General features: G+C 56.5%; 10 protein-coding genes. 4 read left to right on the top strand and 6 right to left on the bottom strand.

Annotated features, from left to right (window positions below):
- Positions 1–18 precede the first annotated feature (18 nt).
- The 3 genes from M0G74_RS15120 (at position 19) to M0G74_RS15110 (ending at position 5,375) form a co-directional block, all read left to right on the top strand.
- Positions 19–2,481: a TIM-barrel domain-containing protein gene (locus M0G74_RS15120; RefSeq protein ID WP_248219228.1), complete on the top strand. Its 2,463-nt coding sequence runs from the start codon at positions 19–21 to the stop codon at positions 2,479–2,481.
- A gap of 24 nt (positions 2,482–2,505) precedes the next feature.
- Positions 2,506–4,398, top strand: a complete 1,893-nt coding sequence (locus M0G74_RS15115) for an alpha-amylase family glycosyl hydrolase (protein ID WP_248219226.1) — start codon at positions 2,506–2,508, stop codon at positions 4,396–4,398.
- 143 nt (positions 4,399–4,541) lie between these two features.
- A complete protein-coding gene (locus M0G74_RS15110; protein WP_248219224.1) occupies positions 4,542–5,375 on the top strand; it encodes a DUF3014 domain-containing protein in 834 nt (277 codons plus the stop codon).
- Positions 5,376–5,462: 87 nt separating this feature from the next.
- Here M0G74_RS15110 and M0G74_RS15105 read toward each other — a convergent pair whose 3' ends face one another.
- The 5 genes from M0G74_RS15105 to M0G74_RS15085 all read right to left on the bottom strand — a co-directional run bounded on the left by M0G74_RS15105 (position 5,463) and on the right by M0G74_RS15085 (position 17,383).
- Positions 5,463–6,173, bottom strand: coding sequence for a hypothetical protein (locus M0G74_RS15105; protein WP_248219222.1), 711 nt, complete (start codon positions 6,171–6,173; stop codon positions 5,463–5,465).
- Between the two features lie 178 nt (positions 6,174–6,351).
- A complete protein-coding gene (locus tag M0G74_RS15100; protein WP_248219220.1) occupies positions 6,352–8,082 on the bottom strand; it encodes an alpha-amylase family glycosyl hydrolase in 1,731 nt (576 codons plus the stop codon).
- A gap of 40 nt (positions 8,083–8,122) precedes the next feature.
- Positions 8,123–9,547 carry a DUF1552 domain-containing protein gene (locus M0G74_RS15095; protein WP_248219218.1) on the bottom strand — a complete coding sequence of 475 codons (1,425 nt, stop codon included), beginning with the start codon at positions 9,545–9,547 and terminating at the stop codon, positions 8,123–8,125.
- A gap of 12 nt (positions 9,548–9,559) precedes the next feature.
- On the bottom strand, positions 9,560–15,211 hold the full coding sequence (locus tag M0G74_RS15090; RefSeq protein WP_248219216.1) for a PQQ-dependent sugar dehydrogenase: 5,652 nt from the start codon (positions 15,209–15,211) through the stop codon (positions 9,560–9,562).
- Positions 15,212–15,622: 411 nt separating this feature from the next.
- Complete coding sequence (locus tag M0G74_RS15085; RefSeq protein ID WP_248219215.1) at positions 15,623–17,383, bottom strand: alpha-amylase family glycosyl hydrolase; 1,761 nt, start codon at positions 17,381–17,383, stop codon at positions 15,623–15,625.
- A gap of 285 nt (positions 17,384–17,668) precedes the next feature.
- On the opposite strand from M0G74_RS15085, the gene M0G74_RS15080 reads away from it, so the two are divergent.
- On the top strand, positions 17,669–18,514 hold the full coding sequence (locus tag M0G74_RS15080; protein WP_160154674.1) for a universal stress protein: 846 nt from the start codon (positions 17,669–17,671) through the stop codon (positions 18,512–18,514).
- A gap of 68 nt (positions 18,515–18,582) precedes the next feature.
- On the opposite strand, the gene M0G74_RS15075 is transcribed toward M0G74_RS15080, so the two are convergent.
- Positions 18,583–21,654 (bottom strand): hypothetical protein, encoded by a 3,072-nt coding sequence (locus M0G74_RS15075; RefSeq protein ID WP_248219549.1) that lies wholly within the window; start codon positions 21,652–21,654, stop codon positions 18,583–18,585.
- Positions 21,655–21,863: the final 209 nt, after the last annotated feature.

Below are 21,863 nucleotides of genomic sequence, written 5' to 3'. Positions count from 1 at the left end.
ACTTAAAAGAAAGCGACGATGAAAGTACTAAAAAGCAATAAGCCCACAAGTCTGTTCCGCAAACTCGGGCTGGCAACACTGGTGCCTGCCCTGATCGCCGGCACCGTGCAGTCAGCGATCGCGGATTCACCGCGCAGCTATCAAAGCCACCAGCTGCTCGAAAACAAGCTGGTGATCGAAACCAGCGACAGCCAGGTGACCCTCACGCCGTTGAACAGCGCTGCACTGGAAGTTCACTACCAGCGTGACGGGCTCAAACAACTGCCCTCTTTTGCCCGCTCAAATCAACTGAAAGCCGACGTTCAGGCACAGCTGAGTGTTTCCGAGCAGGCGCTGCGCTATTCACTGGGTGAACTGACCGCGGTTATCCACAAGTCGCCCTTTCACATCGAATATCTGCGCGATGACAAACCGCTCCTCAGTGAAGAACACGGCTTCTTCGCCAACCAGACCATGCGCGGCTTCCGCTTCAAGCTCAGCGAAGAGGAGAAGCTGATTGGCGGTGGCCAGCGAGTGCTGGGTATGGATCGCCGCGGCCATCGCCTGCCGCTGTATAACAAAGCCCACTACGGCTACACCACCGAATCCGAGCAGATGTATTTCAGCCTGCCGGCGGTGATGAGCAGCAACAAATACATTCTGCTGTTCGACAACAGTGCCACCGGCACCATGGACCTCGGTGCCAGCGAAGACAGCGTCATGCAATTCGAAGCCGTGGCCGGGCGCACCGGCTATATCGTGGTTGCCGGCGAGACTTATCCACAACTGATCGAGCACTATGTGGATGTCACCGGTCGCCAGCCGATGCCACCGCGCTGGGCACTGGGTAACTTCGCCTCCCGCTTCGGCTACCGCAGCGAACAGGAAGTGCGCGATGTGGTAAAAAAATTCCGTGAGGAAGATTTCCCGCTGGATGCGCTGGTACTGGATCTTTACTGGTTCGGCCCGGATATCCAGGGCCATATGGGCAACCTGGCCTGGGACAAAAATGCCTTCCCGTCGCCGGTGGAGATGATGTCGGATCTTCGCGAAGACGGTATCAACACCATCCTGGTTACCGAGCCGTTTGTGCTCTCCACCTCCGAGCGCTGGAGCGATGCGGTCGCCAGCAATGCGCTAGCCAAAGACCTGACCGGCAAATCCAAGCAATTTGATTTTTACTTTGGCAACACCGGCCTGATCGATGTTTTCTCCGAAGACGGCCGCGACTGGTTCTGGAATATCTACAAAGACCTGAAAGAACAGGGCGTCGCCGGCTGGTGGGGCGATCTTGGCGAACCGGAAGTGCACCCCTCGGATACCGTGCACGCGGTCGGTATGGCGGATGAAATCCACAACGCCTACGGTCACCGCTGGGCGCAGATGCTGTTCGACAACGAAAAAGCGGCAAACTCGGACGAGCGGCCTTTCATCATGATGCGCTCCGGATTTCCCGGCTCCCAACGCTTCGGCATGATTCCCTGGACCGGCGACGTATCGCGGGAATGGGGCGGCCTGCAACCGCAGGTGGAACTCTCCCTGCAAATGGGCCTGCTGGGCTTTGGTTACACCCACTCGGATCTGGGTGGTTTTGCCGGCGGTGAGAAATTCGACCGAGAACTCTATATCCGCTGGCTGCAGTACGGTGTTTTCCAGCCGGTTTACCGCCCCCATGCGCAGGAACATATCGCACCCGAGCCGGTATTCCACGACCGCAAGACCCGCAACATCACCCGCGAGTTCATCAAACTCCGCTACCGCCTGCTGCCCTACAACTACACGCTGGCGTTTGAAAACAGCCAGACCGGCCTGCCGCTGATGCGTCCGCTGTTTTTTGAAAATGAAAGCGACCTGGCGCTGATGGATAACAAGGACGCCTACCTGTGGGGCAACGACTTCCTGGTGGCACCGGTAACCAACGAAGATATCGACGAAGTTGCGGTGCAGCTGCCCGGCGGTGTCTGGTTTGATTACTGGAACGACAACCAGTACGGCGGCGATCTGGCCAGGGTAGACGTGGACCTGGAAACCATTCCGGTACTGGTGCGCGCCGGTGCCTTTATCCCGACCGTGGCGAACATGAAAAACACCCGCGAATACTCCAGCGCAAAGCTGCGCCTGGACTACTACGCCCATGAGTCCGCCAAGCAGTCCTCCGGTTACGTCTACGAGGACGATGGCGTCACCGCCAATGCCTTCGCCAAGGGCGAGTACCAGAAACTGCTGTTTGCCGGCGAACGTACCGAGTCCGGGATCGCATTCCGTTTCAATCAAGAGGGCGAGGGTTACACCAGCGCACCGCAGAACCGCAGCGTGGAGCTGGTCGTACACAACTGGCAGCAAGCGCCTTCAGGCATCCACGCCGGCACTCAGCAGATCAATCTGGTGGACCGAGAGAAGCAGTTCGCCGACAACACCGCCTGGTACGACAAGCGCGCGAAAACCCTGCATGTGAAATTCAACTGGTCTGAACAGAGCCAGGCGCTTTCGGTCAACCTTTAACGACGATTTATAAATAGAAAGATTATGAACAAGTTTATTCAGCTACTTCTGGCGTCTGCCATTGCGGCAAGCACACTGACCGCTTGTGACCAGAACACCGAAACCGCAGAGACCAGCGAGCCACAGGCGACGGCCAGTGCCAGCAACGGCAAGCCAGTCATCTACCAGGTGCTTCCGCGGCTGTTCGGCAACACCAATGCCACCAACAAGCCATGGGGCACCATCGAAGAAAATGGCGTGGGCAAGTTCAGCGACTTTACCCCAAAAGCGCTGGAAGAAATCCGCGCGCTGGGCGCGAACTACATCTGGTACACCGGCTCACTGCACCACGCGGTGGTTCGGGATTACACCGCCTTCGGCATCGCCAACGACGATCCGGATGTGATCAAAGGCCGTGCGGGCTCACCCTATGCCGTAAAAGACTATTACAGCGTGAACCCGGATCTCGCTGACGATCCCGCCAAGCGCCTGGAAGAATTCAAAGCGTTGATTGCGCGCTCTCACCAGGCGGGTCTCAAGGTCATTATCGACATAGTGCCGAACCATGTTGCGCGCAACTACCAGTCTCTGGCCAAGCCCGCACGCGTGCGCGACTTCGGTGCAGACGATGACACCAGCGTGGCCTACGCCCGCGACAACAACTTCTACTATGTACCCGGTGAACCCTTCCAGGTGCCCGTAGCAGACGATGGCTACCAGCCACTGAACGGTGAAGCCCACGACCTGATCGACGGCAAATTCTCCGAGGTCCCGGCCAAGTGGACCGGCAATGGCAGCCGCGCGCCGCAACCGGCACAGGGCGACTGGTACGAGACCGTCAAGATCAACTTCGGCGTGCGCCCGGACGGCAGCCATGACTTCGCCGAGTTACCCGCGGACTATGCGCAGAAGGATTTCCGCGCACACGCGGCTTTCTGGGCGGACAAAAATGTACCCAGCAGCTGGGAAAAATTCCGCGAAATCACCGACTACTGGCTCGCCTTCGGCGTGGATGGTTTTCGCTACGACATGTCCGGCATGGTGCCGGTGGAATTCTGGAGCTACCTGAACTCCAGCATCAAAATGCAAAACTCGGATGCCCTGCTACTGGCGGAAATCTACCAGCCGGATCTCTACCGGGATTACATTCACCTCGGAAAGATGGACTACCTGTATGACAAGGTAGGTACCTACGACGCCATCCGCGCTGTAATGGAAGGCAAGGCGGGCACCGACCCACTGGTGGAGATACAGCAAAGCCTCAGCGGTATCGAAGACCATATGCTGCGCTTTATGGAAAACCACGACGAGCAGCGTATCAGCAGCCCCGAATTCGCCGGCAACGCCCGCGCGGGTATCCCCGCCATGGTGGTCTCCACCACCATCAGTGGCGCACCCACCCTGCTCTACTTCGGCCAGGAACTGGGTGAGCCAGGTGCCGGCGATGCCGGCTTCGGCAAAGCCAGCCGCACCACCATTTTCGACTACTGGTCTGTGCCCAGCATTCGCCGCTGGAATAATGGCGGTCAGTTCAATAGCGAAAATCTCAGTGAGTCAGAGCAATCCCTGCGGGACTTCTACGGCAAGCTGCTGACCTTCTCACGCCAGAGCAGTGCGCTTACCGGCGAGTATCGCGACCTGCACAGCTACAACCGCACCCACGGCGATCACTACAGCGACAAACTTTTCAGCTTCGCCCGCTGGACTGACCAGGAGCGTCTGCTGGTGACCGCCAACTTCGGCGAGAGCGACAACCCCGTTACCCTCAAGCTTCCCGCTGACCTGATTGCACAGTGGCAGCTGAGCCCGGGTAAGTATGTCCTCACAAACCAGTTGCAGGCGGGCGCCGCCGAGCTGGTGGTCGGCGACGACCTGAATGCCAGCGTCCGGCTGGAACTGGCCGCGCTCTCCGGGCAGGTGCTGAAACTCACCGATTAAGTCATCCTGCCAGACCCAGCGCTTTCGCCCCGCGGCGAAAGCGCTGTATCCGAAACCTTCGCCAACTGATACTGTCGTAGACTTCACAGTCAGTGGATTACACTGATTTTTAGACCGATGGGATCAACGGGAGGAGAAGGCAAATGGGCGGAGTTAAGGATTGGTTGATCGCGCTGCTGATTGCAGCGGCGGTGGTATTTGGCATCTACTGGTTTGCCGTGCGGGAAGCCCCCAAACCCGAACTCCCCGCGCCCGTGGTCGAACCGGCGCCTGAAACCGACGCAGGTGTCGACCTGGAGCAACCATCGGAACCGGAAATTGCACCGGCCCCTGAGCCTGCCCCACCGGTAGAACCCCCACGCACACTGCCGGCCCTCAACGACAGCGACAGTGAAGCTCGCAAAGACATCATCTCTTTATCTGCAGACGGCGCTCTGGCGCAATGGATTGTGCCCGATGAAGTGGTGCGCAAATGGGTCGCCGCGGTAAACACCGCCACCAAGGGCGACCTGATGCACAAGAACCGCCCCTTCGAAAATTTGAAAGGCGGTATCGCGGTCAAAGACCTGGAAACCCGCAGCGACGGCCAGAAAGTTTACGTCCTCTCCCAGGAAAACTACCAGCGCTACGACCAGCCGGTTCGCCTGTTTGCCATGGTGGATACCAACACCGCGGTCAACCTCTACCAGTTCTGGTACCCGCGCCTGAAGCAGGCCTACGGTGAACTGGGCTTGAAAAACAAGAACTTCCACGCCGCCGTATTGGCCGCCATCGACCAGGCCCTGGCCGCACCGGAAATCGAGGGCCCGATCAAACTGGTGCGCCCGACGGTGTACTACAAGTTTGAAGATGAGAAGCTGGAGAAAATGCCGGGCCTGCACAAACTGATGATTCGCATCGGACCGGACAACGCCGCACGGGTGAAAGAGAAACTGCGTGAGCTGAAAGCCAGCCTGCAACAACTGCCCAGCGAATAACCCCGCTGGTCCGGAAAATCCCACTATACCGACTATACCCACTATCTCGCCTATCCCGGTGCATCCAGCCACCGGGATAGCGGATGTTTAAAAAAATTCGTACTCCAGACGTAAGCGCAGCGACTGGTCCGGGCTCTCATCGGTAATACCCAGGATCAGTCCTAGTTCCCAGTGCAGCTTCCGCTCCTCGCCCAGGTGCCAATTACCTACGGCAACAGGGCCTATGCCCAGCAGGTCTTCCGCCCCATAGAGTTCGATTGCCGGTTGAAACTCCGCGCAGTAGCGGTAGCGAGCCTGTGCGCGGAACTCGCCCTGAAAGCCTTCTGTTTCATCGCCCCACTCGTAAACAACCCCGACATTTGCAGTACCGGTCCAGCGGCCCCACTCTTTGGCGACAAGTACCGTCGCCGCCGCCTCCCACTGGTTTTCCGGAAAAATACGCTCCAGCTCGAACAGCATCCCCCAGTCAGCGGCGTGCTCACCTTCCTCGGTGAGCTGCCACTTGGCTTCCAGTTCCGCCGCCTCTATCTCGAAATTCTCGCCCGGGGCTTTTTCCCCAATGGCATAAATTTCACCAAACCAATGCTCGGAAAAACCGTAGCCGGCACTGAAATGGTGTTGCCAAAACCCGTCCAGCTCTTCTTCATCACTATCCCCGGTGCGCACCGCACGCCATTCGAGTTCTTTTTCCTGATACTCAACATAGGGATCGAAAACCCGGTCAACCAGGTTTTCACCCGCCAGCGCGGAAACACCCGGCAGCATTGCCAGCATCCATAGCGGCGCTCGTAATTTCATTCCACTATTCCTTGTTCGTTAGCGAGCACAGCCAGAGGTCGGCGGGCACTTTAGGTGCTCGTAGCAGAAAGAATAGAACAAGGCGCCGATACTATTGCGCATGTGGTAAGAGACAGAGGAAGGGGGATAGAGAACAAGGGAAATCTACCGTCAACCGGGCCGTTCAACCAGCCACCGTCTACTCCGATGCTTCCAGCAGCACCAGTTCGTATTCGGTATCCAGTGTGATCGCGCCATTTTCCACCGTAGCGGTATTACCAGAATAGGCGTCACGTACGGCGCTACCCTCGGCAAAAATGCCGAATACGGGAATCAATTTCTCGCCAACGGGATTGTCCAGTGCGACCAGCACCATGTCGTCTCCCAAAGTGCGGGAAAACACCAGAGGCGTCGATTGGTGAACCCGATGCGCGCCGGCGCCGACGGATGGATGTCCGCGGCGGAACTGCAACAGCTTCTGCCAGTGCGCCAGCAGCTGCTGTACATCAGGATTGGCCAGATATTGCCAGTTCATCGGTGAACGCAATTGCGCGTCGTAGATCGCCGTTGCGTCGGTCAATAGACGGCCGATCTCATCCCCGTAATAGATCTGCACAGCACCGGGGGCCAAAACCAGTTTGGTGGCGGACTCAAAGGTACGACTGCGGTCGCGGTCGAAGCTTTCCAGATCATCGTGGGAGCTGATGTAATTCAGTACCCCTGCGCCCTTGAGACTTCCCGCAACGAGATCGTCTGCGTACTGCTGAAATAAATCCGCAGGGGGCTGCTCCGTCTGGTGCACAAACCCCATATTGATCAGACTATCGAAACCGTACTGATAAAAGTCCACCTTGCGATCACCGAAGTCGAACTGACGTCCGTCGCTGTTCCAGAAGTTGTCCACTCCGAACCCGTACACTTCGCCGAGCATAAAAAATGGCTTATCGTCGATTTTCTTGTCCGGGTTCTGTTGTTTCCACTGCGACAGTGCTTCGCCCGCCTCCAGTTTCAACTCTGCCCAGAACTCCGGCTCTACATGCTTGGCGGTGTCCACACGAAATCCATCCACACCATATTCCCGCACCCAGTCGGTAAGCCATTTCAGGAGATAGTAGCGCGGTGCGCGCGGGTGAGCGGTGCGAGCAAAAAAGGTATCCAGCTCGGCGGTTTCCTGGTCCAGCCTTCCTTCCTGCCGCCACTTTTCCTGTAGGAACGGCGGTAACTCGACGGCATCATCACTCTCTGTGCGAATGTCTGGCAGGTGGTCAGTCAGGGTACAGGTGACATTACCGGTAAATCCCGACCAGTCACACACCGGCGCGGTGCGCACCCACTCCGGTGGCCACAGCGGGTCCTGGGCGGTCTCAGGTCCGGTGTGATTGGCAATAACATCCAGCAACACGCGAATGCCCTGGCCGTGGGCGGTGTCGATCAACTCCTTCAGGTCCGCCTCGCTGCCGAAATTGGCATCCAGCGCAGTCCAGTCTTTCGGCCAGTAGCCGTGGTAGGCATAGGTGCGACCGGAAGCCTCCATGTACCCATGGATATTTTCCACCACCGGTGACATCCATATAGCGTCGATGCCGAGCGCGGAAAAATAGCCCTCGTTCAGTTTGTTGATCACGCCGCGCAGATCACCGCCGAGGTATCCGCGCAGCGGTGCGCCATCCGCCTGCCGTGTGTAAGCCAGATCATTGGCGGTGTCCCCGTTGTTGAAACGATCCGGCAACAGGAAATAGATACTCGCATTGCGCCAGTATGGATCGACGGCAATCTCCGGTAGCGGCTCGGGCTGGGATTCGGGTTGAGATTCGGGTTGAGGTGCGGGCTGGGACGACGGTGGTGCACCGGTGTTTCCACCAGCAGCGCCACCACCGCCGCCACAGCCTGCAACGAATACTGCCAGCGCCAACAGAGGTACAAGTGCCACTAACGAATACTGCTTTACGACCATTGTTGCCCTACTCCGCTTAGACGGCTCCGCCCGACCAGTGACTTTCCGGCAAACTGTTTACCCCCAGATACCGCGCCACATCCCCGAACAGTTGGTGGGTGCCATAAATACGCTGACTGTTGTTGATGCCGTCCCCGCAATTGATGATGCGGCCCATTTGCAGCGCACCACCGGCGCCTCCAGCGAGGGTGACGGCACCGGCAGCACCACCGTGTTTGGAGCCGTCGCCCACTTCGGAAAACATCACCACCAGGGTATCGTCCAGTAAGCCTTTGTTTTCCAACTGCTGCAGGGTGTAGGCGAGTAGTGAGTGATACCAGCGCACTTGCGCGGTATGGGGTACATCGCCGGGGCGGTGGGAGGCGCTGTGACTGGCGAATTCGTTGTACCAACGGGTAATGGAACCGACCGTGCCACTTGTACTGTTGTGCTGAATACCCTGGTTGATTGCGTCCTGCGCCATCTGCCAGCATTCGTCGTAGGAGTAATTCACCAGATTGCCGTTTTCATCGCCCTTGGAAAGCTGCAGGGTGGCGACGCGGTGCAAACCGCAGGAAAAGGCACCGACAATATTGTCCACCTGCGCCCTCGCCAGATGCGGGAACATTTGCCACTCGGTGGGCGATAGCGGACTGGAGGATGCGTAATAAGGATCCGTCATTACGTTGGTATTGAAACTGCACTCACCCACCTGATTACCAGCGAGATCCCGCAGCCGTTTCAGCGCATTTTCGTGGAGAGTGAGTTTATCCCGCTGCGCGTTTTCCAGAGTGACGTCTGCCAGGCTATCGAAATCATTCAGAATGGCCTCGTAGTAAGCCTGCTTATCCGGGTCAGCACTGCCGCCAGTCCCTCCACCCGAAATGCCTACCGCCAGTTTTTGTGCGGCATCTGCCGGATCATTGTTTGGAATTGGTCGCTCCGCGGAATCCACGTTACGCGGTTTGGAAATCATGATGTCGGAGCGGTTACCGGTGCGCACGCCGAGGCTCAATACACCTTCATTGCCCAGCTGCTCGGCAATCAAATGGTCGATACTGGCACTGCCATAACTGATGCCATTGTTACCGGTAAGAATCCCGCGCATATCGTTGTAGTGAGCGCCGGCACCATCACCAATATCCAGGGTGAGGTTCTGCAGCACAATCAAGCGATTGTGCCAGGACGACAGCGGCCCTAAACCAAAGCTCAATTCCTGGCTGCCACTGATGCTGCCCGGCCCCTGGTTAGGCAGCCAGTTGTAAGGCACAACACCGTTTGGATAGTAAAGAAACAGCACCCGCTGCGCGCCACCGCTCTGGGCGAATACGCGCTGGCCGAGCATGCTGCCTGCAAGCGGCAACAGCATTCCCGCTTGCGCCAGATTGCGCAGAAATTTTCTGCGCGACTGGCGGGTGGATTCATTGACTGAGGTGAAACCAAATTTATTGAAGAATTTCATTATTGTTATCTCCTAACGGCGCAGGGTGAAAGCATCGGACAAAACGAGCGTCCGCAGCATGTCGCGCATACCGCCGCCATTGCGCAGGTCTTCACTGGTGGAGTGAATGATCACATCGTCACTGGCGCCCTCTTCGCGGCCGACCACGTAGCGGTAGAACTGCCGGGCAAAACAAGCCTCACCCTGGTCACTGCCAGCGATCAAGCCGGCCAGTTCCGGCACCGAATAAAAATCGTAACTGGGGCTGGTGGGATCCATTACCGTGGCCGGCGTATACAGGCTCTTGATACTGCCGCTGTCATCGATCTCCCGCTGTTCACCGGTACCGATGGTCTCGATGGTGCGATACAGGGCATCGCTGCCAAAGCGCTCGAAGCCAAAACCGACACCATCGATAAACTGGTGACAGGCGGCACAGGCGGGATCGGAGGTATGACGGGCGGTAGCTTCGCGGTTGCTGTCGGTATCCTCAAACACCACGTTGAAGTCCGCGGCGGCCGGCGGCGGGAACTCCTGACACATGAGTACTTCACGCACATAGACACCGCGTTTGATCGGCGCCGGGTTCACGGTACTGGTACGGGAAGCGAGGAAGCTGCCATGGCCCAGCAGGCCGCTGCCGCTGCGCGGATCGCCGGACGGGAAAGTACGCATGGCCCAGTCACTGCCGCTGGTATCCAGATCGTAATGTGCTGCGAGATCACCGTTGGCCCAGGTGTAATTGGCAGAAAGCAGTTCACCAAAGGCGGCATTGGTGCGAATGTTCTCCAGCACAAAGCCCACGGTTTCTTCCTTGAAAGCCGCCACCAGGTTGGTATCGGTGATTGCCGGGAAGGGATACTGATTGTTGATCAGCCAGCCACTGATAAACCGACGCAGACCGCGTTCCGCACGGGGGTCCGCCAACAGGCGATCCACCTGCGCAGCCACATCGAAGTTCTGCTCGGTCGCGGCCAATAGCAGAGTGTCGTCCGGTGTAGTGGCCCAGAAGGTATACGACAGTAGTGTCGCTACTTCGTAGTTATCGAGCCGGTAGAGTCCGCTCTCGCTGTCCAGCACACCCAGTTCGGAGCGATACATAAAGTGCGGCGACATCAGCATTGCCTGTAAAGCCAGGCGGCCGTCGTCGTCGCTGCTGTAGAGTCCGGCGTAGCGGGAAATCTCTGCACTCTGCAGCGGACGACGGAACAGGCGGAAGCCGAGGGTATCCACCACACACTGCACATCGCCACAACCGCTCACCAGATTCATGAAACCGGTTTGCCCGATGGCGAGTTCCGCCACCTGCTCGGCCACCATCTCATAACCCAGGGTCCGATCGTTACCCGCGGAAAGGTAAGACGCGGTGTCGAAGTTGCGGTAGCGCCCGTCGGCAGGAACCGGGTTCATCAACGAGCTATCGAAATCGATTCCGAAAATATCCCGCACACTGTTGAGGTATTCCTCGCGGGTGAGCAGGCGCAGGTTGCGCTGATCCAGGTTGCTGCCATCGCAGTCGCTGCCACTACAGTTGCCGCTGCTCCAGGCCTCATCCACGATCAGTCTCGCCACTTCATAGGCACAGGCACCCGCCTCATTGCCGGTACAGCTGGCGGCGGCGTCCATGGGCATGAAGTCTTCGATGTACTGGGTAAGGTCCCCGAGCTGCCAGTTGGCACCCTTGCCCGCCAGTGCCAGGGCAACCGCGCCCTGACCCTGGTCACCGTGGCAGCTCGCGCACTGGGCCGCGTAAAAGTTCTGCCCCGTCTCGTATTCATTGGTTGCACTGGGGAAGAGTGCCACCAGGGAAAGGTCGTGTTGCGGGATCAGCAGCTGCACCTGCGGCAGCGACGGATCGCTGACGATATAGGGCGAAGCATCGCCGCTCCAGCCACCAAACACAGTGCCCAGCGGCGCGTCATCGGCGTTGACGGTAATCACACTGCCGATGGAGTAGTCGCGCCCGCCGTCGGCAGTGGTACCGCCGATCACGGAAACCCGCGAAGTGTCGCCGCCAACTGGGCCGTCCGGTGTCCAGGGTTCCCAGGCGCCACCGACAAAGCTGGAAGACTCGTCGATATTCCGCTGGTCTCCGGTCTGCTCACCATTGCCATTGTTGAACACCAGGTTGATCTGGCCGTTGTGCAGATCTTCCTGTTCCACCGAGTGTGTCCACCAGCCGTCGGCATCGGGCCCATTCATCAACAGCCCCGGCCACTGGGTCAACGGCTGATCCTGGCCGTCCACGGTTACCCACAGGTGTACATAAACCTGCTCCCAGTTATCCGGGTTGTCGAAACGCAGGCGGATGCCATCGAAACCTTCCGCCAGAGTGAGCGACGCGGTGAATTCACCGAGGCTCGCTTCCACCGTAACGGCACCTGTTCCCGTGCGGGTAACCAGGCCAGTCTGATCAACACTGGCGGGGCCGCTGGCAACCGACCAGCTGACCTGCCCAAAAATATTTTTCCGGGTGCCATCGGCGCGAAGCCCCACCGCAACCAGCTGGCGACTGCTTTCCAGTGATTGTCCTTTGGGAGCGATTTCCAGTCCGGTAATAGCGGTATCGATGGAGGTCACCGCAATGGTCAGCTGGGCACTGAAGCCCCCCTGCTGCACAGTGACAATAGCGGTACCGGTATTGCCGGCGCGCAGCACAAAGTCATCACTGCCTACCGACTCCACCGCAAGCACATTGCTGTTGCTGGAGCTGACGCTGGGCGCATTAGGTACCGGCGCGGTAAAGCCGTTGTCGTACAGGGAGTACACCTCCACCGTCATTGCATCGCCGCCGTTCAGACGGTCACTGCCGGCATCCAGCTGAATACCTACCTGTTGTAAACCGGTGCCGTCGATCCATTCACGGAACAGCGCTTCTGCCACTGGGTTGGTATAACGGGTGCCCTTCGGCATGCGGTTGTTGTCGGTGGTCTGGTAGATATACACCAGGCTGCTGGCGTGATCGAAGGGACGCAAACGGGCGGCGCCACCGGTGGTTTCCACATTGACAAGACGCATATCCCCGAGTGGGGTGTCGTAGCGCAGATCCATAAAGCCGCTTGCGTGACAGTGGGAACAGTTGGTTTCGAGGTAAGTGCGCGCGCGCTCGTCGAGATCCGCACCGGTGTCCGCCGCATCGACAAATTTGTCGTGGTTATCGGAACTGCCGATGTCCTCGGACAGCAGCGCAATGGTATTAAACACGTCCAGCTGATTGGCAACCGAGGTTTCGCTCTCGCCGTACTGGAATTGCCGGTTCAGTTGCCGGGTGTGCACCGCCAGGGGCTCGCGACTGCCACTTCCTATATGGCAGGAACCACAGTCGGCGGCTGACTGCACGGCCCGCTGACGGTTTTCAATGCCGCCGTCCATCACGGTGAGGGTTTCGGTCACCAGGTCAGCGTCGGTACCGGCGCTGTTCCAGTAATAGTTGGCCGCCTGCCACTTGCCAGTGTCCTGGCGGAACAGTACGGACGTGGTAAACGGTTGTTGCGGATTGCCTGCGGTGGCGATGCTCTGGTGTTTTACCAGCACTGTGCCGATCGGCAGATCCCATTTATTGGTCTCATCAAATTCGATCTGTTCGTTGTTGGGCACCGCGATAAAGTGTCGCAGTTCCGCACCGTCGAACCAGCCCTGAGTATTGAGGCTGTACTCCAGCACACCTGCAACTGGCTCAAGGGTTTGCAGGTCGGCGAACAATCCGGTCTCGGAGAGTTTGGCCGGGATCACCGCCGCTTCCGCATCGTCGTCCACCACTTTGTAAATGGTCGACTGACCGCCGTACTCCACACCGTAGGTAGCGACGAGCAGAGTATCGCCGCTCAGGTCGGTGCCGAACGAAGCGATATTTTCCGGGAAGGCTTCACTGATTAACTCCTTGGCTTCGCCATCCACAATCGACCAGATACGCTTGGTAACGTAATCACCGAAAACAAAGTGGCCACTCAGTCCCGGCAACGCATCGCCGCGATACACCACACCGCCGATGATGGAAAAACCGGTGGGGTGCGCGTAGCCATCCCGCGGCGGTTCGAAATCGGTACTGCAATTTTTACCGGGGTCACCGCCAAGGTCACCGCGGTTGTTAGTGCCTTCGCACACGGGCCAGCCGTAGTTGTTACCCTTTTCGATCAGGTTCACTTCTTCGAACCCGGCCTGGCCCACTTCGGTTTCCCACAGGGTATAGGGCGCTTCGGTATCGAAGCTCCAGCGCCAGGGATTGCGGTGGCCGTAGGACCAGATTTCTTCGCGGAAACCGGGCACGCCGACAAACGGGTTGTCTGCCGGGATTTCGTAATACTTACCGCTGACCGCCTGCTCCACCGGTTTGATACGGATAAAGCTGCCCAGCAGGTTGTCGGTTTCCTGAGCGCCATTGTTGGTGCGCGGGTCTTCCGGATAACTCATGGTGGCGCTGTGGCCGTAGGCGCCGTCGCCGATACCCAGGTACAGGTAGTTGTCTTCCGGGTGGAACTGCATCATGCCACCCTTGTGATCCGGGCCACGCTGGGGTACCCGCAGGATTTCTCTGCGCGAGGAGACCAATACCTGAACCGGATCGTTCGGGTTATCCACGGTCCAGCGCTCGAGAACCCCGTCGCCATAACTGCCATCGGGCGCACGCTCGTTGTCGTCGCTACCGTGAATGTAATAGATGTAAATGTGGCCGTTGCTGGCGTAGCCCGGATCAAAGGCCATGCTCAACAGCCCCTGCTCGTGGTAATTGCGTACCTCACCACTGATATTCAACAGCTCGCGGATTTCCCCCGGCGCCACATCCTCGCGATTGGGAAATACAAAAATGCTGCCGGTTTTATCCACCACATACAGCAGGTCGTTGATGCCATCCGGAATCACCATGACCGGGGACATAAACTGGCCCTGCAGGTTCGGGTAGGCCACCTCGAAACGGTAGTTGCCGCCGGATACATTGCCGCTAATCGGGAAATTCAGCGGCTGTGCCAACAGTGGCCGTGTGCTCGGAGGAAGATCTTCATCCGTTTCTTCATCCAACCCACACACCGCCGCCGGCTGCCACTGATTATCGATGTAGCAGGGATCACCGCTGTACAGCAGGTCCGCCGTCTGCGCGCCACCATTGTCATTGAAGATGACATTGAGCGAATCCGGCATAACGCCGTTATTCAAATGCGTGGCGAAGTCATAGCAGTAGTTTCCCGCGGACTCTGTCATCGCCACACCCGGCCAGCCGGGAAAGTTGTTCACACTGCCGGCAGGGGTTGGGTTCCAGAAGTAAATATACGGGGCCGCATAATTTGGGGGGTTGTCGAAGCAGATACTGGTTGAGGTGCCTTCGGGCGGTGGCTCGACAATTTCCGTGACCGTGATGGCCTTGCTCGCATCATCAAAGGTGATGCGGTAGTGACCATTTTCCAGCAGGTAATCATTGGCCGGATAGGCTTCATCCCAGTTCTGGTAGTGGCTGATTTTGAAGCGCGGATTGGTGTTATCAAAGGTCTGTTCGGTGACCCAGACGCCGGTGCTGGCGTCGTAGGTCATCGCCGTAGAACCCCAATCGTTTGGAGTACCGCGGAACCAGGCCTCGCCCCAGTTCTGCGCACTGGCGCTCAGGGGTAACAGGAATACCAGTGCCAATAAAAGGCGCAGGCAAAGTGTAGCAACGGAGTACGGCACTCCGGCCATGGGGGATACAGAAATCATCGCTATGCTCCGGGCGTTATTTTTATCCGGACAACCGTCCCTCTTTTCGTGGGCGGCTTTTTTATTTATTCGCTGACGACCTCTCAGCGCGGTGAGTGCGCTAACTGCTTTTCGGCACAACTTAAACCTACGCTGTTTACCGGGTATTACCTCCCCCTCCCCCAGGGCGTAGTACTTCACCGCGCCATACAAAACTCAGCGTTCAGCACGGTAGCAAGCGAAACTTTTAAGAAAAAATCGTAGAAAAAAATGGCAGGAAGAAATGGCAGGCAAAAAAAAGCCGGTATCGGGGTTTCCGATACCGGCAAGTCTTTCGACGAGAAAGAGAAGTTGGGGTCACACGCAGCCATCTGCTGCTCAAGTATCGAACCGATCACGCCTGGGGTCGGATCAATAATTTTTCAAAACGGTTTAACGGGCACTCACCTGTTGCGCATCTTTAGTACCCAGCAGCAGGGTATCAAACTTCGTATCGAACCGAAGGGTGCCATTCTCAACCCGGGATTCAGCACCGGAGTAGTAATCCTTCACCAGCGCACCCTCGGCGAAGACATCACCGGCATTCACGGTTTTTTCACCGGCCGGCATATCCAGCGCAACCATTACCCGGTCTTCATCCAGCGAGCGCGAGAATATATACGGCGCTTCACTCAATTTCTGGTGCACACCGGCACCCACGGCGAGGTGCGACTGGCGGAACTGTCCCAGCATTTGCCAGTGACTCAGAATTTCACGGGTTTTCGCCTGTTCGATGCTGCTCCAGTCCATGGGCACACGCATGGACGCGTCCCCGTAGGCCTGTTCATCAATCATCGGGCGGGCAATTTCATCCCCGTAGTAGATCTGCGCGGCACCGGGTGCCAGCATCAGTTTCAGTGCGGCACTCTTGACCTGTTTGCGTTCGCGATCGAAGGAACCGTGGTCGTCGTGAGAGCCCAGGTAATTCAGAACCGAAACGCCTTCCAGGGCACCGCCGTGGAGAATACTGGAGTACTCACTGAAGATACTTTCCATATCCTGGCCGGCGTGGGCCGCGAAGCCCATATTGATCAGGCTATCGAAACCGTAGTTGAAGAAATCCACCTTGCGATCGCCGTAGTCATAAAGGCGACCATCGCTATTGGCGAAATTGTTCACACCGTAGTGGTATACCTCACCCACCATAAAAAATTCGCGGTCGTCGAGTTTCTTCTGCGGGTGCTTGGCTTTCCACTCTGCCAGCGCCAGGCTGGCTTCTTTTTTCAGTACCGCCCAGATTTCCGGTTCAACATGTTTTACGGTATCCACACGGAAGCCATCCACACCGTACTCCCGTACCCAGTCGGTAAGCCATTTGACGATGTAGTATTTCGGCGCGCGCGGATAGCCGGTGCGGGCAAAGAAGGCATCCAGCTCTGCCACTTCCTGGTCCAGACGTCCTTCACGCTGCCATTTCTCGGTCAGCTGCGCTGGCAGCTCAACAGGTTTCTCGCTCTCGGTGAGAATGTCGGGCAGGTTGTCGGTCAGGGCACATTCGACATTCTGGGCAAAACTGCTCCAGTCGCACTGGGGATTGGTACGCACCCAGTCTGCTGGCCACAGTGGATCTTCACTGGTGACCGGGCCTGTGTGGTTGATGATGACGTCGAGCAGGATGCGCACACCTTTGCTGCGTGCAACCTCGATCAGTTCTGCAAGATCCGCTTCGCTGCCGAAGTTGGCATCCACCGCGGTCCAGTCTTTTGGCCAGTAGCCGTGGAAGGCATAAGTGCGCTTGTCGCCTTCATCAAAGCCGTGCACGTTTTCCACCACCGGTGACATCCAGAGGGCGTCTACCCCCAGGTCGGTGAAGTAGCCTTCTTCGAGCTTCTGGATAACGCCGCGCAGGTCGCCACCGAGGAAGCCGCGCATATACGCTGCATCATTTTTGCGGCCGTAGGACAGGTCATTGTCCGGGTTGCCGTTGTAGAAACGGTCAGGGAGCATGAAATAAATGGTGGCATTGTTCCAGAAAGGATCCACCGCGCCCGGCTTGACCTGGGTCAATGCCGATGCCGCCATTTCCGGCGATGATGCGGCCGCCTGAGTATTCTCCCGGGCGCCAGCTGCAGAAACAGACTCGCTGTCGGAACAGGCGGTGATGGTCAGTGCCGCTGCGGAAATCAGGGCTGCCAAACCGGTCATTTTTCTCATTATCTTCTCTCGGTCGTTATCGAACGGTCATCACTGCAGCCTAATGTACCCGCCGGCCCCAACTTTTCATCCTCCCGGGGTGGGGCGTAGATGAAAAAAGCAGCGGCCGGTGATAGGCTTGACCTCCCAGTCATGGGGCCACCCACAAGCCGATTTCAGGCATTCAGAACAAAGGGTGGCATCCGCTCACGTCCGCTGATACGTGGCATGCGGAGAGAACTCTCAATGAGAGACTCTTATATGAGAGAACTTAGGGACCAGATTTCCAAATTTGAAGGAGTGAACATGCAGGAAAAACCCATCGTATTCGTGGTAGTAGACCCCAACGATGATCGCCACGTAGCGCTGGAGCGCGCCCTGGCCACCGCCCGCGAGCGCAATCCACAACCCAAACTCGCGGTATTCGTCGCCGTGGATGGCGAAGCCGTCGACACCCGCGCGGTGAACGACCACCTGTTCCGCGACGAGTTCTGGTTCCGCGACCAGATCCGCAAGCCCATCGAAGAAGCCGGCGTGGAGTTTGAAATCAACGTCTGCTGGTCCAGTGACTGGCAGGGCGCGATTATTCAGGAATCCAAGCGCTACAACGCGGAAATGATCTACCTGCCGGTGCACGCGCGTACCAGCAGCCGCCGCTTTACCTTTGCCGAGTCCAAGTGGCAGGTACTGAAGCACGCCAAGTGCCCAGTGGTACTGATTCGCCCCGGTGCCAAGGACCGCCGCAAAGTGGTACTGGCCACCGTCAACTACCAGGCCCAGACCACCCAGCAGCGCCAGCTCAACCGCCAGATTACCGAGCGTGCAGGCTATATCGCCGAAGTCTACGGTGCCGAGCTGCATCTGGTGAATGCCTTCCTGGATTCCATGCTGTATCCCGATCGCGGCGCCCTGGCCAAGCTGGCGCAAAAAACCGGCGTACCCACCGACCGCATTCACGTTAAGCAGGGCTACACCAACGAAGTGGTGGCCGAGATCGCCAAGGAGATCGACGCCGATGTGGTGGTGATGGGCACCCTGAACCAGTACGGAGAAACCGGCTCACTGCTGCGCGGCAATACCGCCGAGCGGGTCATCGGCTCTGTGGAAACGGATGTAATGGTGTGTAACGCCTTTACCACCACCGCGCACTAAAACCGATACCGCTTAAGAAAAGAAAAGGGGCTGAAAATCAGCCCCTTTTTTGCGTCCGCCTTTCACTCCTAAAGGTCTGGCACAGCCAACTCATGATAGAAAACATCATGCTGGTTGTTCAGATCCTTGTCATAGATCAATCCGATGTTTCCACTCTGGAGCAGTAACATTGCACCGGGGTATTTTATATCGTCAGCAATCGTGGTGATGGCAGAGAAGCCCGCTGCCGATAGCTCGCTGTGGTAAAGCCCATCCCAACTTGAGAAGAAAAGGTGTTTGAACCCTGATACCTCGACGAGAAATGAATAGCTGTAGCCACCATAGCTGCCCAGGGAATAACGATTATTCCAAGAGAGCAAGTCCGTGGATTCAGCCACAACCACCCCGCCAGACGAGTAGGAAATATAGCTGAGATAGTAACTTTCATCGCTGGACTGCATCAGCTGCGAGGCAATGTTGTGATCATCCCCTTCCGATACCAGGACGGGATCCGTCCAACTCTGAAAGTCTCCGCTCGTTGTTACATACACTTTCGATCGACTTTCCGCACTGCTCGAATCATGCACTGAGTAACTGACAACATACCGCCCCCCAAGACTCTCGATCATTGAATCAAGCTGTATGTCATAAATATCACAGCTATCCTGATCGCAGCCGGCAAAGTTGGTTAGGCCAGTTAATTCTGTCTTCAGCCAGCTACTACCATCTTTCGTCTCATATATACAAAGCTCTCTATAACTACATCGACCCAGCAGCAATAAATTTCCCGCACTATTTTCAATCAAGGCAGCATTTTCAGAGATCTTCTCAGGTACTACCGCTACAGCGCTCCAGGTCGCACCCTGATCCACAGAATGAACAAGATAGGTATTTTCCAGCTCGTTATACACAGCCACCAGCTCGCCATTTGCTCTCTGAGTGAAATTTGGCGCAGAAGAATGCTCGTAGGTGTTGGTTACATAGCTACCTGTTGGAGCATCCAGTTCATAAGTACAGGGCGGTTCCTCACAGGTCGATTCAAAATAGATAAACTGCTCTACCTGCAGATAGGGAAAGGTATCTTCGCAGTAACTTGGTGACATAGAGCAATACAAAACAACTTCAGTTTTGTAGCTGCCTGGAACACGTGGAGCCCAGTACTCAATCCTCCAAGTACCCGTACTCAAATCATAGTTCGCGTTGTACACACCCTCAGCAAAGTACTCTGACAAAGCCCGCTCCGGCTTATTTACATCATAAGTATTAAACTGAACATGCCAGCCGTCTTCATCCAGGGCCTTTTCAAAATTTGGATCAAATCCCTCGACCTTCAATACAATCGGCTCTTCCTGCAGGTAAACCGATTTGTTGCCGACGATACTTAACCTGTCTTCGGTGTCCAGCAGGTTGTCGTTGTCATCATCAACATCTGCATTATCACCGATGGTGTCACCATCAAAATCCCGATGCTCACTGGCATCGTGTGGAAAGCTGTCCTGGCTATCCACATAACCATCGTTATCATCATCGGGGTCGAACAGGTTATCAATGCCATCGCCGTCGGTGTCACCGGTCACCTGTGGATCCAAAGGAGCCTCATCGAGAAAATCCGGAGTACCGTCATTGTCATCATCCGGGTCGGCATTGTTACCTATGCCATCCCCATCAAAATCTCGACTTTCCGTCTCATCAAACGGAAACTGATCAGACTCGTCCTCAATACCATCGTTGTCGTCATCCGGGTCAACAATGCTGTCTAACCCATCGCTGTCATAATCTCCGCTGTGTTCCGGGTCGTTCGGTGAAGCATCGTACAGGTCCACAACACCGTCGTTATCATCATCCGGATCACCGTTATCACCAATACCGTCTGCATCCCAGTCTTCTGTTTCTGCAGCGTCGAACGGGAAGGCATCTTCCGTATCTTCTACGCCATCTCCATCGTCATCACTGTCGGCGATGTTATCTTCACCATCACCATCGAGATCGCCGCTGGCCAGATCACTTTTTGGATATTGGTCATATTGATCCTCGACACCATCGTTATCATCGTCCGGGTCAGCGTTATCACCAATACCATCATCATCGGTGTCATGCTGCTCGGTCTCGTCGTAGGGAAAAGCATCTACCGCGTCCTGCGCACCATCGTTGTCATCATCCGAATCGTGAAGATCGTCGATACCATCATCATCGAAATCACCGGAAACTTCCGGGTCCAATGGGGCTGAGTCCCGCCCATCGGCAACCCCATCATTGTCATCATCGGAATCAACATTGTTTCCAACACCGTCACCATCTGAATCCAGCTGCTCGGATGCGTCATAGGGAAACGCATCTTCAGAATCCAAGACACCGTCATTGTCGTCGTCGGCGTCTTCAATGTTGTCGACACCATCCAGGTCTGCATCCCCACCTATTTCCTGGTCGTAGGGCTGTGCATCATGTGCATCTTCAATACCGTCATTGTCGTCATCGGTATCGTCTGCATTGGATGTTCCATCGAGGTCGGAATCGATATCGGTTGAGTTCTGCATGGTGGCAGAGAAGTGCGTAACTGCACTTTCGAGGTCAACCAGTTGGCCGAGCCCTGCCCCAGAAAGAACCGCAGTAATTTCATTACTGGTCTCAAAAATCAATGGGTCCTGATTGAAATGCTCCAGTGAAAGACCCGATGAATTGATGACTTCCGCTGTATTTTCGCGCAGCTGGATACGCTCATCGATATCACCGTCACTATCCAGGCTTTGTACCAGGCGAATAAAATTCACCACCCTGGGATCTCGAATATCTTTTACTGCAAATAACTCGAGCGGAGTGACCGCACTTGCGGCGGGGATTGCCGGGAACTGGAGCGAACCCAGCGAGAAAACGATATTGTCACTAGTGACATACTGGAAGGCCCCGCTGCTATCGGTAGTACCTTCGATGCCGGACGTTGTCAGATAGTGAAGATTCGCGATGGGGCTGTCGACAATCACACCACTCGCATCCGGGGTTGGCTCAGGGTCAGGCGTCGGCTGGGGTGTCGATTGAGGTGTGGGTTGAGGCGAAGGCGTCGGGGCCTCGGAACCACCGCCACCGCCGCCCCCACAAGCAGCCAGATTGAAGGTAAGTATGGCAAGTGCAAGCAGCTTGCACCCGGGTAGAGAATTCCTTTTCATAGGCCATCCAAAGCTTTTAATTATTCGATATTTAGGTTCACATGGGATACATATCTAGTGAGCAATATAAACCGGCAACATAGGTTTAAAAATATATCGCCAATATCGAGAGGAATACAGCCCATGATGGGATATACAGAGTATTAAATTGAAACTTTGAGACGCGTATAGATGGATGTAGATAGAGGTAGAGGTATATACAGGTAGAG

Source organism: Microbulbifer sp. CAU 1566 (assembly GCF_023156515.1).
Classification (GTDB): Bacteria; Pseudomonadota; Gammaproteobacteria; order Pseudomonadales; family Cellvibrionaceae; genus Microbulbifer.
Note: the sequence above shows the minus strand (reverse complement) of the source record. Positions and strands in the feature narration are given on the sequence as shown.

What these genes read in the sequence shown, in the direction of transcription:
- M0G74_RS15120 (WP_248219228.1), top strand. Translation starts at nt 19, where the DNA reads ATGAAAGTACTAAAAAGCAATAAGCCCACAAGTCTGTTCCGCAAACTC.
- M0G74_RS15115 (WP_248219226.1), top strand. Translation starts at nt 2,506, where the DNA reads ATGAACAAGTTTATTCAGCTACTTCTGGCGTCTGCCATTGCGGCAAGC.
- M0G74_RS15110 (WP_248219224.1), top strand. Translation starts at nt 4,542, where the DNA reads ATGGGCGGAGTTAAGGATTGGTTGATCGCGCTGCTGATTGCAGCGGCG.
- M0G74_RS15105 (WP_248219222.1), bottom strand. Translation starts at nt 6,173, where the DNA reads ATGAAATTACGAGCGCCGCTATGGATGCTGGCAATGCTGCCGGGTGTT.
- M0G74_RS15095 (WP_248219218.1), bottom strand. Translation starts at nt 9,547, where the DNA reads ATGAAATTCTTCAATAAATTTGGTTTCACCTCAGTCAATGAATCCACC.
- M0G74_RS15090 (WP_248219216.1), bottom strand. Translation starts at nt 15,211, where the DNA reads ATGATTTCTGTATCCCCCATGGCCGGAGTGCCGTACTCCGTTGCTACA.
- M0G74_RS15085 (WP_248219215.1), bottom strand. Translation starts at nt 17,383, where the DNA reads ATGAGAAAAATGACCGGTTTGGCAGCCCTGATTTCCGCAGCGGCACTG.
- M0G74_RS15080 (WP_160154674.1), top strand. Translation starts at nt 17,669, where the DNA reads ATGCAGGAAAAACCCATCGTATTCGTGGTAGTAGACCCCAACGATGAT.
- M0G74_RS15075 (WP_248219549.1), bottom strand. Translation starts at nt 21,654, where the DNA reads ATGAAAAGGAATTCTCTACCCGGGTGCAAGCTGCTTGCACTTGCCATA.